Here is a 13,953-nt window from a genome sequence, read left to right on the forward strand (position 1 = left end):
AGATGATCACCGACGGGCTGCGAGCCCTTCACTCCCGGGTCGACTCAGCCGCGAACCCCGCTCAAGTTCGAAGAGCCCCGAATCCGCGCCCCAGCCGCGAGGAACTGGCCGCGGCCGTGGACAGGACGCTGCCGGATGTCATCCGCCCCGGCTTGGAGGTGCTGTTCGTGGGCATCAACCCCGGGCTGTGGTCGGCGGCCACCGGTTGGCACTTCGCCCGCCCGGGCAACCGGTTCTGGCCGGCGTTGCACCGCAGCGGGTTCACTCCACGCCTGCTGCACCCCAGCGAGCAGGACACCCTGCCCGCCCTGGGGCTGGGCATCACCAACATCGTCGCCCGGGCCAGCGCCCGGGCCGACGAGCTGACCGCGGCCGAACTGGTGGCCGGTGCCCGGGAGTTGACCGAGAAGGTGGCCCGGTACCGGCCCCGCTGGGTGGCCGTGGTCGGGGTGACCGCCTACCGGGTGGGATTCGCCCGACCCAAGGCGACCTTCGGTCGGCAGCCCGAGCCGCTGGCCGACGCCCGGCTCTGGGTGTTGCCCAATCCGAGCGGCCTGAACGCCCACTACACCCCGCAGACCCTGGCAGCCGCCTTCGCCGCCCTGCGCGAGGCCGCCACCGGCTAGCCCGCCGCTTCAGTTGGCGGCGGGGTCAGTTGACGGCGGCCGGCGGGCAACCGGGGTGGTCGCCCGCCGGGGTGGTCAGTTGGCGGCGGCGGGCGGCAGGGCTTCGTCGGCGACATACTCGCGGGTGGGGATGACGACCGGTTCCGGGTGGGCGGCATCGGCGTACGGGCTGGGCGAGTCGGCCAACGCGAACTGGGTGCGGTACAGCTCGGCGTAGAGGCCACCGACCGCGACCAGTTCCTCGTGGCGGCCCCGCTCGACGATCCGGCCCCCGTCCAGGACCAGGATCTGGTCCGCGTCGCGGACGGTGGACAGCCGGTGGGCGATCACCAGTGCGGTGCGTCCGGTCAAAGCCACCGACAGCGCCCGCTGCACGGCCGCTTCGCTCTCGGAGTCCAGGTGGGCGGTGGCCTCGTCGAGGATGACGATCGAGGGTGCCTTGAGCAGCAGTCGGGCGATGGCGATGCGCTGCTTCTCCCCGCCGGAGAAGCGGTAGCCCCGCTCGCCCACCGTGGTGTCCAGCCCGTCGGGCAGGGATCGGACCAGGTCGGCCACCTGGGCGCCGGCCAGGGCGGCCCACAACTCCTCGTCGGTGGCGTCGGGCTTGGCGTACCGCAGGTTCTCCGCGATGGTCTCGTGGAACAGGTGGGAATCCTGGGTGACCACGCCGATCTCGTCGCGCAGGGAAGTCAGGGTGGCGTCCCGTACGTCCACCCCACCGACCAGCACCTGCCCGTCGGTGACGTCGTAGATGCGGGAGATCAGCATGGACAGGGTGGACTTGCCGGCACCGGAGGGGCCTACCAGGGCCACCATCTGACCCGGCTCGACCGTGAACGACACCCCCTTGAGCACCGGATCGTTGATCGTGCGGTCCAGGGTGGCGACCTCCTCCAGGGAGGCCAGCGAGATCTCCGCCGCGCTCGGGTAGCGGAACCGCACGTCGCGGAACTCCACCTTGCCCGCGCCCTTGGGCACCGGTACCGCGTCGGGCCGTTCGGTGATCGCCGGGTTCAGGTCGAGCACCTCGAAGACCCGGTCGAAGGAGACCAGGGCGCTCATCACGTCCACCCGGACGTTGCTCAGCGCGGTCAGCGGACCGTAGAGCCGGGTGAGCAGCAACGCGAGGGTGACCACCGTGCCGGCGCTGACCTCACCCCTGACCGCCAGCCAGCCGCCCAGGCCGTAGGTGAGCGCCTGGGCCAGCGAGGCCACCAGCATCATCGCCACGAAGAAGGTCCGGGAGTACATCGCCGACTGGATGCCGATGTCGCGTACCCGCTCGGCGCGGCGGGCGAACCGGTCGGCCTCGGCCTCCGGCCGGCCGAACAGCTTGACCAGCAGCGCACCCGACACCCCGAACCGCTCGGTCATGGTGGCGTTCATCTTGGCGTCGAGGTTGTACGACTCACGAGTGATCTCGGCCAGCCGTCGCCCGACCCGGCGGGCGGGGATGATGAACACCGGCAGCAGCACCAGCGACAGCGCGGTGATCTGCCAGGACAGGGTGAACATCACGGCGGCGGTGAGCAGCAACTGGATCACGTTGCTGACCACCCCGGACAGGGTCGAGGTGAACGCCCGCTGGGCTCCCAGCACGTCGTTGTTGAGGCGGCTGACCAGGGCACCGGTCTGGGTGCGGGTGAAGAACTGCAGCGGCATCCGCTGCACGTGGTCGTAGACCCGGGTACGCAGGTCGAGGATGATGCCCTCGCCGATGCGTGCCGAATACCACCGTTGGGCCAGCGAGAGCAATGCGTCGGCGACGGCCAGCCCGGCGATGAACAGGGCGAGCCGGGTCACCACGGACCCACCCTCGGGACCGCCCCGGGTGATGGCGTCGATCACGTCACCGGCCAGCAGCGGGGTGGCCACCCCGATCACCGCTGCGACGATCACCGTCAGCAGGAACACGATGATGTCGCGCCGGTAGGGCTGGGCGAACGCGACGATCCGCCGGGCCACCCCCCGCTTGAGGCGGTGGGTGGAGATCTCGTCGCGGCTGCGCATCGACCGGAGCATGCCCCAACCGCCGGTGGCCATGTGGTTGGACAAGCGTCACCTCCGGGTCGTCACTGGCGATCGAATCGTCAGTCGATCTGCCGTCGGGTCAATTCTCCCGATGCCTACGACAACCTCGTAAGTAACCCGGTACTTCCCGATCGGTCCTTACCATTCTCGGCGACTATTCACCGCGCCCGGTGAGATCACGCAGCCGTCGGGTCTGTGCCTCGCGCTCGGCCCGCTGCTGCTCGGCGTGGCTTCGGCCGCTCGCCCCGGTGAGCAGGGCCTTGATCTCCACGACCGCGTTGCGGTCGTTGGCGAGCAGGCCCGCGGCGAGGTCGCGTACCGCGCCGTCAAGCTCGTCGTTGGGCACCACCAGGGTGGCCAGGCCGATGCGGTCCGCCTCGGCGGCGTCCATCCGCCGGCCGGTGGCGCAGATCTCCAGCGCCCGGCTGTAGCCGACCAGCTCGACCAGGCGTTTGGTGCCGGCCAGGTCCGGCACCAGCCCGATGGTCGCCTCGGCCATGGACAGCTTGGCGTCCGTGGCCAGCACCCGCAGGTCGCAGGCGAGGGCTAGCTGGAAGCCGGCACCGATGGCGTGCCCCTGCACGGCGGCGATGGAGATGATGTCCGGCCGGTGCAGCCAGGTGAAAGCGGCCTGGTAACCGGCGATCTGGTCGGCGCACTCCGACTCCGGCAGGGCGGCCAGTTCGGCGAAGGAGTCCGGGCCGGAGGCGCCGGCTGTCGACAGGTCCAGTCCCGCCGAGAACGCCCGTCCCTCACCACGGAGGATCACGACGCGTACATCGCCGGGCAGGACCCGGGAGAATTCGCTCATCGCGCGCCACATCGCCGGGGTCTGCGCGTTGAGCACGTCGGGCCGGCACAGGGTGACTGTGGCCACCGGCCCGTCGCATTCCAGCCGGACCCCGGTCGCCTCGGCGGTCACCGGGCGGCCCGGGTCACGGCGATGGTGGGCGCCGTGGACCGGCGCGTCACGCCTTCTTCCGGCGCCGAGCGCCGCCGCGCTGCCGCAGCTGCACCCCGGACTCGGTGAGTACCCGGTGGATGAATCCGTAGGAACGGCCGGTTGAGGCCGCGAGAGCACGAATGCTCTCTCCCCCGGTGTACCGCTTGACGAGGTCCTTGGCGAGCGTCTGACGCTCGGCTCCGACGATCCGGCGACCCTTCTCAGTGCTGGTGGCTGTGCCCGTGGCTGCCATGCTGTGTCCTCACGTCCCAGACTGTGCGGTTCGGATACGGTCCCACCTATTAGACCGTCTCGAACGATCATGCGCCAGATATCAACTATTCGCCAACCGACACGCTATGCATTGTCAGCTTCCCGATAGGTGACGCCGCCCTGGCCCGCCCCAGCTCACCCGGCCCTCGGCCGCGAACTCCGACGATCACCCGTCGTGCTGATCTACTCACTCTGTGCTCGGCGCGTACGTGCCAGCCATGCTCGATGTGCTCGGCACCGTGACCGGTGCCGCCGTGGTGTTCGCGGCCACCGACATCGACGACATCGGCGTCCTCGTGGTGGCCAGCGGCGTGGTCGCGGCCGGCCTGCTGCCCCTGCCCGACCAGTGGACACCGCTTACGTGCTGGTCTTCGCGACCCTGATCGCCGTCTGGTGCGCGGCGGGTGCCTGGCTGGGCAACCATCCCCGGGTGGGTCAGGAAGAGGCCCTTGCGCTCACGCCAGTTCGACGAGTTCCAGGAGGTCGTCGCTCCAGGCGTCCTCGTCGCCGTCCGGCAGCAGGATGGCGCGATCGGGCTTGAGCGCCAGCACGGCACCCGGGTCGTGGGTGACCAGGACGATCGCGCCGGGATACCGGGCGATGGCGTCGAGGACCTGCTCCCGGCTGACCGGATCCAGGTTGTTGGTCGGCTCGTCGAGCAACAGCACGTTCGCGCCGGAGCAGACCAGGGTGGCCAGGGCCAGTCGGGTCTTCTCCCCGCCGGAGAGCACCCCGGCGGGCTTGTCCACGTCCTCACCGGAGAAGAGGAAGGCCCCGAGGATCTTGCGCAGCTCGGTGTCGGTCTGCTCGATCGCCGCCGCCCGCATGTTCTCCAGTACGGTCCGGGTCACGTCCAGGGTCTCGTGCTCCTGGGCGTAGTAGCCCAGCCGCAGCCCGTGCCCGGGGTGCACCTCGCCGGTGTCCGGCTTCAGCAGGCCCCCGAGCATCCGCAGCAGGGTCGTCTTGCCGGCGCCGTTGAGCCCGAGGATGGCCACCCGGGAACCCCGGTCCACCGCCACGTTGACGTCCGTGAAGATCTCCAACGACCCGTACGACTTGGACAGGCCGGTCGCGGTCAGCGGGGTCTTGCCGCACGGGGCCGGGGCGGGGAAGCGCACCTTGGCCACCTTGTCGGAGACGCGTACCTCCTCCAGGCCGGACATCAGCCGCTCGGCCCGGCGGGCCATGTTCTGCGCGGCGACGGTCTTGGTGGCCTTGGCCCGCATCTTGTCCGCCTGGGCCATCAGTGCGCCGGCCTTCTTCTCGGCGTTGGCCCGCTCCCGGCGGCGACGCCGCTCGTCGGTCTCCCGCGCCTCCAGGTACGCCTTCCAGCCCAGGTTGTAGACGTCGACCACAGACCGGGTGGCGTCGAGGAACCAGACCTTGTTGACCACCGATTCGAGCAGGTCACCGTCGTGGGAGATGACCACCAGGCCGCCCTTGTGGTTGGCCAGGAAGCCGCGCAGCCAGGTGATCGAGTCGGCGTCGAGGTGGTTGGTGGGCTCGTCGAGCAGCAGGATGCCGCCGCCGTCGTCGCCGGCGTCGCGGAACAGGATCCGAGCCAGTTCGATGCGGCGGCGCTGACCGCCGGAGAGGGTGCCGATGGTCTGGGCCAGGGCCCGGTCGGGCAGCCCGAGGTTGGCGCAGATCCGGGCCGCCTCGGCCTCGGCGGCGTACCCACCGAGGGCGGCGAACTGGTCCTCCAGCGCGCCGTAGCGGCGGACCAGCTTCTCGTCGCCGCCGTCGGCGAGCTTCGCCTCCAGGTCCTGCATGCCGGCCATCAGGGCGTCCAGGCCGCGGGCGGAGAGCACCCGGTCGCGGCCGGTGACCTCCAGATCGCCGGTACGCGGATCCTGCGGCAGATAGCCGACGGGGCTGCGCCGGTCGACCTGCCCGGCGTACGGCTGGCCCTCACCGGCCAGCACCTTCAGGGTGGTGGTCTTGCCGGCGCCGTTACGGCCGACCAGGCCGATCCGGTCACCGGGCTGCACCCGCAGGGTCGTGTCGGACAGCAGAATCCGGGCGCCGGCGCGCAGTTCCAGGCCGCTGGCAGTGATCATGTCGGGGTACTCGCTCTCGGGATCCGGAGGCTGACTCAGGGCACAGGAAAGCGCCGGCGGATCTCGGTGACCCGTCGGCGCGGGGCGTTCAGCCTTCGCAGAGCAGCACGGCGACAAGTGTACCGGGCCCCGCTGGATGGGCACCGGGGATTATCAACCAAGATCGTCGGGTACGGAATCGCCCACCGGAGCCTGCCTCCGGCACCGCGACCATTCAGAAACTGATCACCGACTGATCGGGGTCATCATGGAGCTGAACGAGAACGCCCGCATCGACACCAGCCAGGTCGACGACCGGCGGGGCAGCGGCGGCGGAGGCGGCGGGATGGGCATCCCCATCCCGGTCGGCGGCGGGCGCGGCGGCATCGTCGGGATCGTCATCGCCGTCCTGGTGGCCCTGGTCGGCGGCGGCTTCGGCCTGAACGCGATGACCGGCGAGGAGGGCGACAACACCGCGCTGGAGCAGCGCTGCGAGGCCCCGGACGCGCTGGAGCACCTGGACTGCCGCAACAACCTGTACGTCAACTCGATCCAGGCGTACTGGCGTACCGCCCTGCCGGAGGCCTTCGGCGAGCAGTACCGCCCCACCCGTACGGTCTTCTTCAATCAGGCCGTCAACACCGCCTGCGGCTCGGCCGACTCCGGGGTCGGACCCTTCTACTGCCCGGCCGACTCCCTGGTCTACATCGATCTGAGCTTCTACGAGGTGCTGGCCGGGCAACTCGGCGCCAGCGGCGAGTTCGCCCAGCCGTACGTGCTGGCCCACGAGTACGGCCACCACGTGCAGAACCTGCTCGGCACCAACGAGCAGGTCCGCCGCGCCCAGCAGCGCGACCCGGGAGCGGCCAACGAGCTGTCCGTACGGCTGGAGTTGCAAGCCGACTGTTTCGCCGGTGCCTGGGCCAAGAACGCCACCGGCACCGCCGACGAGCGGGGTCAGAAGATCTTCACCAGCATCACCGAACGGGACATCGCCGAGGCCATCGACACCGCCGAGGCGATCGGCGACGACGCCATCTCCGAGCGGGCCAACCGGCCGGTGAACCCGGACGAGTTCACCCACGGCTCCTCGGCCGACCGCAAGCGCTGGTTCAACCGGGGCTACGAAAGCGGCGACCCGGCCACCTGCGACACCTTCAGCGGCCGGATGTAGGAAGGGTCCCTTTTACCACCGGGTCCCGTTCGGGCTGGTGCGGGCAGGAGCGAGGTTGTTACTCTACGTTGTCGAGTAACCCTCTACTGTAGTCGGACCCCTCGTCGGTCCGCCAGGGAGCCGCCATGCCTTCGACCGAGCACCGGCCCACCCTCATCTCCCGCCGTCCGAGCACACTCGCCGCCGCCGTTCTGGCCACGGCCGTCGCGGTCGCCGCAGCGGTGCCCGCCTCCGCCGCGGCGGCCCGGCCGCCGTTCACCTACCAGGCTGTCGACCTCGGCTTCAACGCCTTTCCCGCGCGGCTGGCTCTCAACGAACGGGGACAGGTCGTCGGCACCGGCCCCGGCGGCATCAGCTTCATCTGGCACGCGGGGCGGGGGAAGCCGCTGCCCCTGCCGGCCGACGTCCAGCGGTTCTCGGTCCGAGACATCAACAACGCGGGCGTGGTGGCCGGCAGCGTTTCCGACATGTGGGGAGGCGATCAGGCAGCCCTCTGGCGTGACGGCCGGGTGACCCGGCTGGCGGCGCTCGGCAATGAGGAGAGCGAAGCCTACTCCATCAACGACTCGGGGACGGTGGCCGGCTACAGCCGAGCGCCGGACTGGACGGACAGCACCTTCCTGATGCGGCGGGGCGAGACGATCCAGGTGCAGCGCAACAACATGTACCACGGCAGTCCGGCGTTGCTGAACAACCGGGGCGACCTAGCGGTCCAGTACGTGACCGAGAACTGGTACCAGATTTGTGACTGCCTCGGTGGACGCTGGCGCAACGGGGTACTCACCCCGCTGGGCACCCTCGGTGGGTCGAGCTGGAGTCCGCCGACGGACATCAACAACCGGGGTGAGATCGTCGGCTACTCGCACAACGCGGATCGGGTGTTCCGGGCTTACCTGTGGCGGGACGGGACGATCCGCGACCTCGGCACTCTGGGTGGCAGCGTCAGCGAGGCGACCGGGATCAACGACCTCGGCGAGATCGTCGGTCACGCCAACCTCGCCGACGGTGGGTCGCACCCCTTTCTCTGGCGGCGTGGCCGGATGATCGACCTGACCACCCTCGGGCTGCGTCCCACCGACCGGGTCGTCGACATCAACGTTCGGGGGCAGATCGTCGGCGTACGCGACGGCCGGGCGATCCTCTTCGTCCGGTCCTGAGCGTTGCCCGAGCCGGCCGGCCGGTCGCCGGGTCGAGACGCTTCCTGACGCTCAGGGCGGTCAGGCGGGGTCGCGGACGAGGATGCGGACTGCACGGGCGGCGGTAGCCGCGTCCTGGAGCACCGCGTATCGGGGCTCGGGAACGTCGAGCAGCCGCTCGGCGCGCAACGCGGCCAGCGGGGCGAGTCTGCGGTCAGCGAGGATCCCGTCCACCGTCCGCCGGTCACCGCCGACGACCAGCGCGGCCAGGCGGTCGGCCTCCGGCAGCAGCAGGCGCACCGCAAGGTCCGCCGCCTCGGCCAGGGCCGCCTTCGCCTGGTTGTCCCGGCGGCGGGCGAACCGCTGCTGCGACCAGCCGCCGGCGGCGGTACGCCCCTGCACGTACCGGGTGTCGACCTTGTGCACCGGTAGCCGCTCCCCCTCGGCGATGCCGACCGCCACCGCGCTCTTGCGGGCCAGCAGCAAGCCGATCCGCCGGGAAGCAACGGCCTGCCCGACGAAGGCATCCAGGTCGGGCGTCGCGGGTGCGCCCGGCGGGCGGTGCAGCTCGGCGGTGGCGCCGTCCGGGGCGGCCAGCAGCAGGCCGTACTCCTGGGCGGTGACAGTGGGCGGGCCGTGCCGGTCGGTGAAACCGGCGACCCAGCGGTTGATCCGGGCCGGATCGACCTCGACCCACCGGCCGCCGCCGGCAGCGGGTCGACTGGTCATGCCCAGACCGTACGGCATCGCCCTACGCGTCCCACGACCACCGCGACGCTCGTCGGGCTACCGGGCTACCGGGCTACCGGGCTGCGGGCTGATCGGTGGCTGCGGTCGGCTGCGCGGATACGGCGGGCTGCTGCTGCGCCTCACCCGACGGCGCCGCCTGCTCCGGCACGGCGGCCTCACCCGACGGCGACACCGCGGCCTCACCCGAGGGCGCAGGGCCACCGGACGCGGCCGACTTCTCCCCCGGGTTCGCCTGGGCGGCTGCGGCCCGGCGGCGACGGATCCGCAGGTACACCGTGACGCCGGCCACCAGCAGTGCCGCGAGGAGCAGCCACGGCATCGCCCAGATGCTCTCGCCGGTACGCACCGACGACAGGACGCTGCCGTCGGCCATGGCGGGAGTCAGCTCCACCTCGGCGGTCAGCCGCACCGCGGGCGGCACACCGGTGACCCGTTCGGTGACGGTGAAGACCGAGCCGGGCAGCAGTTCCGGCAGCGCCAACTCTTCGCTCTGGGCCAGTTTCCAACCGAAGGGACCCTTCACGGTCACCTCGCCGGTACCGCCCAGACGGACGTTGCCGGTGTTGCGCAACCGGTAGGTGACCACCATGTCGTTGCGGCCGAAGGGGTTGATCGGCGTCTGGTACTCGACGTCCATCGACTCGACCGTCAGGGCGGGAGCGACGTCACCGGTGACCCGGAGGTAGACGCGGGCCGCGACCCGCCGGTCCATCTGGACCTGCTGCCCGTCGGCGGTGACACCGGCCTGCCGGACCGCGGCGATCACCCCGCCGATGTGGTCGCCCGGGGTGGCGTTGGTGGGCACGCTGATCTCGAACCGGATGTCCGCCCGCTTGCCCGGCTTGACGGTGACACTCTTCTTCTCGACGCGGGTCCAGGAGCCGACGTCCGTGGGGTCCTGGTTCGCGGGCAGCAGCGAGAAGGCGCCGTCGACGGTGGTGAAGGCATCCGTGCCGTACACCTGGAACGTCAGCGGCCGGTCGCTGAGGTTCGTCACCCCGACGTAGTCGAACAGAACGCTGCCGGGGGCCACGTCGTAGATGAAGTGGTTACGTCCGGTCGGCCCCTTCGGCCCGGAGGGCTGCACCGAGAAGCGATCCACCTGCTGCCCGGCGCTGCTCCCGGTGGTGCCCGGCGCGGACGGGCTGGGAGTAGCCGGCGCGGCGGCGGCCGGCGGCGCGATGCTCAGTGCGAGCAGCGCCGCGCCGAGCGGTACACCGATGCGCGTCGCGACCGCGACAAAGGACCGACGCGCCCGGGACGCCGTGGCGTCGGGCGCGGGTCGGAACCGGGACAGGAACGTTGCAGAGGGCATACCGGTGCTCCGGAAGATCGTGTTTCAGCGGGTCGGGACGGCGGGACGGGGGTTTGTGGCCCCCGTCCCGCCCCCGGTGGGGCGGATTGCTCCGCCCCACCGGGATGACCCGACTACCCGAACCTAGGAGAGGGTCAGGGTCAGGGTCGCGATGTAGTCGCCCGCCCGTGCGGAGGACGGCACACCGAGGTTGAGCTCAGCGTCACAGGTGAACACGCCACCACTGACCCCGGCAGTCGAGGTGCAGAGGGCACGTGCCTCACCCAGACCGGCGCCGGGCTCGGCGACGGCACCCGGGGTGACGACACCCTGGGTACCGATGAACCGCTCGGTCTGAGCCTCCGCCGACGGCACCCAGCCGAGGTTACCGGCAGCGATGCTGGCACCGTTGGTCGAGGTGAAGTCGGAGACCTGGCCGGTCAGGCTCCAGCCGGCGCTGGTGCCCCGCAGGTCCTCGACGGTGGCCCGGTTCAGCGCACCGGTGGTGATGTCACCGAGGTTGACCGCCGGCAGTGCGACGGTCGAGCCGGCGACGGACAGCGCCAGCGGACCCGGCTTGACGGTGGTGGTGATCTGCTGCTGCGCGTCCCCACCGTTGAGCAGGATGGTGAACTCGGCGTCGTTGACGGCGAAGAAGACGTTCCCCACCGCCTCGATCTTGATGCGCGCCTTGTCCGTCGAGACGTTCGGCAGGCGCACCTCGGCGCTGCCGTTGTTCGCGGTGCGCTCCGCCAGCACGTACGGGAAGGTCTCCCCGCCGTCGGCGGAAAGCGTGATCTTCACCTCGCTGACGTTCACCGGCGCCTGGTCGGTGCCGGCCACGTCCCAGGTCACCGTCTGGGTCGAGCCGCCGTCGAGGCCGGCGTCGGTGCCCTGCGAGGTGACCAGGAACGGCCCAGCCTGCGGAGCCAGGACCACGGCAACGCTGGCGCTGCCGACGCCACCGCCACCCAGCCGCCCGTCGCGGGCGGTGAGCTTGAAGTTCAGGGTCCGGTCATTGTTGAAACCGACCCAGTCCTGGGTGGGCAGGAACTCCGAGAAGCACTCCACGATCTCCGCGGGAACGTTCGAGGCACTCCCGCTGGTCGGCGGCGCCGGCGCCACCGGGCAGGCGCCCGTCTTGGCGTTGGTGTTGCCCGCCAGGATCTGCTTCATGTCCGGGAAGACCCGGGTCGAGTTGGTGGTGACCACGTTCTGGCCCGGCGAGTGGTACTGCTGGGCGTCCTCCGGCGTCACGTTCGCCGCCTCGCCGAAGACCCGGAACAACGGACCGTTGGTCTTGGTGTTGTTCACCAGTGCGGTACCGGCGGAGGCACCCCGGTCGTTCTGCTCCCACAGGTAGGTCAGCGCGTCGCCGTCGGCGTCGGTGGCGCTACCGGTGAGCGCGAACGGGGTACGCACCGGGATCGTGACGCTGTCCGGCACGGTGACCACGGGAGCGTGGTTGGCCGTCTGCTCCACCAGGTGCCCGCCGTTGTCGATGGCACCACCCTTGGACGTCTCGCCGACGAAGCCGGAGGCACCGAAGACGTTGGTCAGGGCGAGCTGCTCGACGTTGGTCTGGGCCAGCGCGCCGGTGAACGTCACCTGGAAGCCGGTGTCGTTCAGCGTCCCGCTGCCGCCGAAGGCGGCCACGTTCACCGTGGCGCCCGCCGGCCAGCCCGGGATCGCCTCGATCGCGGCCTTGATGCCGGCGGTGGTGTAGTTGACGCCACGCACGATCGGGGCCGAGTTGGCGCCACCGTAGCTGATCGTGAAGGAGTCACCGTCGGTGTCGAAGTCGCGCAGCGAAACGGTCTGCACCTCGTTGATCGCCGGCCGCGTCGCGTTGACGAAGGTCGTGATCTCGGTGAAGGTGCGGTGCGACCAGTACGGGTCGGTGTGCGGCTGGAGGTTGTCCTGCCGGCAGATGCCGGCGTACGCCATGATCGACGAACCGCTGCCCGGCTCGTACGAGTTGGCCGCGCTGCGGTTGCCGCCGGAGCAGTTGTGCTGGTTGCCGTTGAAGGTGTGGTTACCGGCGAACTGGTGACCGATCTCGTGTGCGACATAGTCGACCGCGAAGTAGTCACCGACCGGGTTCGGCAGACCGGTGCAGCCGCGCGCCTTGCCGTCACCACCGACCACGCCGAGGCCGGCGACACCGCCGCCGGCGAGGCCGAGGGCGATGTGTCCGACGTCGTAGTTGCCGGCCCCGACGAGCTGACCGAGCACGATCCGGTTGCGGTTCAGCAGACTGCTGCTGCACCCGGCGAGCTGGGCCGGGGTGTAGCAGGCTGCCGCGCCACACGGGCCGTTGGGCTCGGTGGCCAGCTCCGGGGTGTTCAGGTTCGTCTTGTCGGTGTCGTTTACCAGGACGAGCCGGATCGCGGTCTCGTCCTCGTAGATCTGGTTCACCCGGTTGATCAGCGTGACCTTCGCCGCGGTCACGTTCTCCGCGCCGAAGTAGTTGGCGTACGACGGGTCGGTGACCATCGCGAGCCGGTAGGTCCGCAGCGACACCAGCGGGCCGATGGTCGGCTCCGCCTGGGCCCCGACCTCTTCCTTCAGAGCGTGGGCCGCCGTCTCGACGTCCTCGTGCTCGTGGAATTCACCGTGGGTGTCCTCCAGGTCCTTGGCGAAGTAGCTCGCGTACAGGCTCTGGTCGCGCTGGTAGTACGGGTCGATGTACCAGGTGCCGTCGGACGAGCGCACCGAGGCGTGGAAGCCCAGCGGGGTGAGGTCCGCCCGCACCGTCGCGGTCGGGTCGTCCACGCCCTTGCCCGCGTACGTGGTGATCTCCGGGTGAGCGGCGGCGAGGCCCGCCTCCATCACCGGCGACTCGACCAGCTCGAAGCGCTGGAACGTGCCGTCCGGGGCGGGTAGCGACACCAACTGCCGCTGCTGACGGGCAGCGAGGCGGTTCTCCAGCGGTGCGTTGTCCAGCAGGCTCTCGATGCCGGCCCGGTCAAGCGTGAAGGTCTTCTGCTTCTTCGCCTTGATGGCGGCCTTCTTGCCCGACTTGGTCGCAGCGGGCTTGCCGTCCACCTTGCGCCAGAGGCTCTCGCTCGACGGAGCTGCTACGGCAGCGGTGGGTGCCGCCAGGACTGGCAGCAGCGCTGCGGTCAGCGCTGCGGCCAGGACGCCCGCCAGCCGACCACGACGTGGCGGGGCACTGCTGCGCCCGCCACGCGCTTGTTGGGTGAGGATGATCCTCAAGGTTGCTCCCAGCTGTGAGGGGGGTATGACCAGACTTGCCCTCTCCTCGGTGATGGAGAGGGCAAGATGATCAGGGATTTGCCAGCACCCTAAACACGAGATGAATTCGGGGCATCGGGCGGAAGGGTGAGGTCCACCTGGCAGGACGTTGGCCGACAGTCGCTCGGCAGCCAGGAATTGACAGTGGCTCCACTGATTCAGGCCTCAACCAACACCGAACGGATGATCAAGCGCGACTATGGGACGACCATGATCCAACCGTTCGGCGCATGAGAGATATCCGTCCCTCAGCAGCCTTCTTCACCCGGCTGCCACACGATCCACATGCGGCCGTCATATTTGTGGTGTTCATCGCAGATGACGACCGTCATCGCGGTCGTGACGACCGTCGCTTAGAGCGTGTCTCAGGTGGTGAGTTTGAGGTAGCGCTTGTGGCAGGTCAGGGCGGCGGCGAGGGTGACGAATGCG

The 13,953-nt window shown here is 70.2% G+C and carries 12 protein-coding genes; 5 read left to right on the plus strand and 7 right to left on the minus strand.

All coding sequences use genetic code 11. The features are described 5' to 3' along the window. The first annotated feature begins 2 nt into the window (after window positions 1-2). Window positions 3-626, plus strand: coding sequence for a G/U mismatch-specific DNA glycosylase (mug, locus tag ACLQ2T_RS28805; protein WP_425769506.1), 624 nt, complete (start codon window positions 3-5; stop codon window positions 624-626). Window positions 627-701: 75 nt separating this feature from the next. Here mug and ACLQ2T_RS28810 read toward each other — a convergent pair whose 3' ends face one another. The 3 genes from ACLQ2T_RS28810 to ACLQ2T_RS28820 form a co-directional block, all read right to left on the minus strand. Then, window positions 702-2,669 (minus strand): ABC transporter ATP-binding protein, encoded by a 1,968-nt coding sequence (locus ACLQ2T_RS28810; protein WP_425769516.1) that lies wholly within the window; start codon window positions 2,667-2,669, stop codon window positions 702-704. Between the two features lie 142 nt (window positions 2,670-2,811). Further along, window positions 2,812-3,579 carry an enoyl-CoA hydratase/isomerase family protein gene (locus ACLQ2T_RS28815; RefSeq protein WP_425769507.1) on the minus strand — a complete coding sequence of 256 codons (768 nt, stop codon included), beginning with the start codon at window positions 3,577-3,579 and terminating at the stop codon, window positions 2,812-2,814. Between the two features lie 46 nt (window positions 3,580-3,625). Then, on the minus strand, window positions 3,626-3,853 hold the full coding sequence (locus ACLQ2T_RS28820; protein ID WP_007072022.1) for a helix-turn-helix domain-containing protein: 228 nt from the start codon (window positions 3,851-3,853) through the stop codon (window positions 3,626-3,628). A gap of 214 nt (window positions 3,854-4,067) precedes the next feature. Between ACLQ2T_RS28820 and ACLQ2T_RS28825 the strand changes: the two genes are divergently transcribed. Beyond that, entirely contained in the window at window positions 4,068-4,256 is a 189-nt protein-coding gene (locus ACLQ2T_RS28825; RefSeq protein ID WP_425769508.1) for a hypothetical protein, read from the plus strand. A gap of 72 nt (window positions 4,257-4,328) precedes the next feature. Here ACLQ2T_RS28825 and ACLQ2T_RS28830 read toward each other — a convergent pair whose 3' ends face one another. After that, on the minus strand, window positions 4,329-5,933 hold the full coding sequence (locus ACLQ2T_RS28830; RefSeq protein WP_425769509.1) for an ABC-F family ATP-binding cassette domain-containing protein: 1,605 nt from the start codon (window positions 5,931-5,933) through the stop codon (window positions 4,329-4,331). 247 nt (window positions 5,934-6,180) lie between these two features. Here ACLQ2T_RS28830 and ypfJ point away from each other — a divergent pair, with 247 nt between their 5' ends. Both ypfJ and ACLQ2T_RS28840 read left to right on the plus strand, forming a co-directional pair. Beyond that, the gene (gene ypfJ / locus ACLQ2T_RS28835) at window positions 6,181-7,086 is read left to right on the plus strand and encodes a KPN_02809 family neutral zinc metallopeptidase (RefSeq protein WP_425769510.1); all 906 of its coding nucleotides are present in this window, start codon (window positions 6,181-6,183) and stop codon (window positions 7,084-7,086) included. A gap of 125 nt (window positions 7,087-7,211) precedes the next feature. Next, complete coding sequence (locus tag ACLQ2T_RS28840; RefSeq protein ID WP_425769511.1) at window positions 7,212-8,243, plus strand: hypothetical protein; 1,032 nt, start codon at window positions 7,212-7,214, stop codon at window positions 8,241-8,243. A 60-nt stretch (window positions 8,244-8,303) separates the two neighbouring features. On the opposite strand, the gene ACLQ2T_RS28845 is transcribed toward ACLQ2T_RS28840, so the two are convergent. The 3 genes from ACLQ2T_RS28845 to ACLQ2T_RS28855 all read right to left on the minus strand — a co-directional run bounded on the left by ACLQ2T_RS28845 (window position 8,304) and on the right by ACLQ2T_RS28855 (window position 13,485). After that, window positions 8,304-8,951, minus strand: coding sequence for an acVLRF1 family peptidyl-tRNA hydrolase (locus ACLQ2T_RS28845; RefSeq protein ID WP_425769512.1), 648 nt, complete (start codon window positions 8,949-8,951; stop codon window positions 8,304-8,306). 73 nt (window positions 8,952-9,024) lie between these two features. Further along, window positions 9,025-10,287 carry a WxL protein peptidoglycan domain-containing protein gene (locus ACLQ2T_RS28850; RefSeq protein ID WP_425769513.1) on the minus strand — a complete coding sequence of 421 codons (1,263 nt, stop codon included), beginning with the start codon at window positions 10,285-10,287 and terminating at the stop codon, window positions 9,025-9,027. Window positions 10,288-10,410: 123 nt separating this feature from the next. Continuing rightward, window positions 10,411-13,485, minus strand: a complete 3,075-nt coding sequence (locus ACLQ2T_RS28855; RefSeq protein ID WP_425769514.1) for a M12 family metallo-peptidase — start codon at window positions 13,483-13,485, stop codon at window positions 10,411-10,413. Window positions 13,486-13,754: 269 nt separating this feature from the next. Between ACLQ2T_RS28855 and ACLQ2T_RS28860 the strand changes: the two genes are divergently transcribed. After that, the coding region (locus ACLQ2T_RS28860; protein WP_425769515.1) for a hypothetical protein at window positions 13,755-13,953 on the plus strand (199 nt) is incomplete at its 3' end.

The sequence above is a fragment of the Micromonospora sp. DT229 genome (assembly GCF_049844505.1).
Taxonomy (GTDB): Bacteria; Actinomycetota; Actinomycetes; order Mycobacteriales; family Micromonosporaceae; genus Micromonospora.

Bases quoted from the DNA above. Each gene is read 5' to 3' on its own strand.
- mug (WP_425769506.1), top strand. From the start codon at position 3: ATGATCACCGACGGGCTGCGAGCCCTTCACTCCCGGGTCGACTCAGCC.
- ACLQ2T_RS28810 (WP_425769516.1), bottom strand. From the start codon at position 2,669: ATGGCCACCGGCGGTTGGGGCATGCTCCGGTCGATGCGCAGCCGCGAC.
- ACLQ2T_RS28820 (WP_007072022.1), bottom strand. From the start codon at position 3,853: ATGGCAGCCACGGGCACAGCCACCAGCACTGAGAAGGGTCGCCGGATC.
- ACLQ2T_RS28830 (WP_425769509.1), bottom strand. From the start codon at position 5,933: ATGATCACTGCCAGCGGCCTGGAACTGCGCGCCGGCGCCCGGATTCTG.
- ypfJ (WP_425769510.1), top strand. From the start codon at position 6,181: ATGGAGCTGAACGAGAACGCCCGCATCGACACCAGCCAGGTCGACGAC.
- ACLQ2T_RS28840 (WP_425769511.1), top strand. From the start codon at position 7,212: ATGCCTTCGACCGAGCACCGGCCCACCCTCATCTCCCGCCGTCCGAGC.
- ACLQ2T_RS28845 (WP_425769512.1), bottom strand. From the start codon at position 8,951: ATGACCAGTCGACCCGCTGCCGGCGGCGGCCGGTGGGTCGAGGTCGAT.
- ACLQ2T_RS28850 (WP_425769513.1), bottom strand. From the start codon at position 10,287: ATGCCCTCTGCAACGTTCCTGTCCCGGTTCCGACCCGCGCCCGACGCC.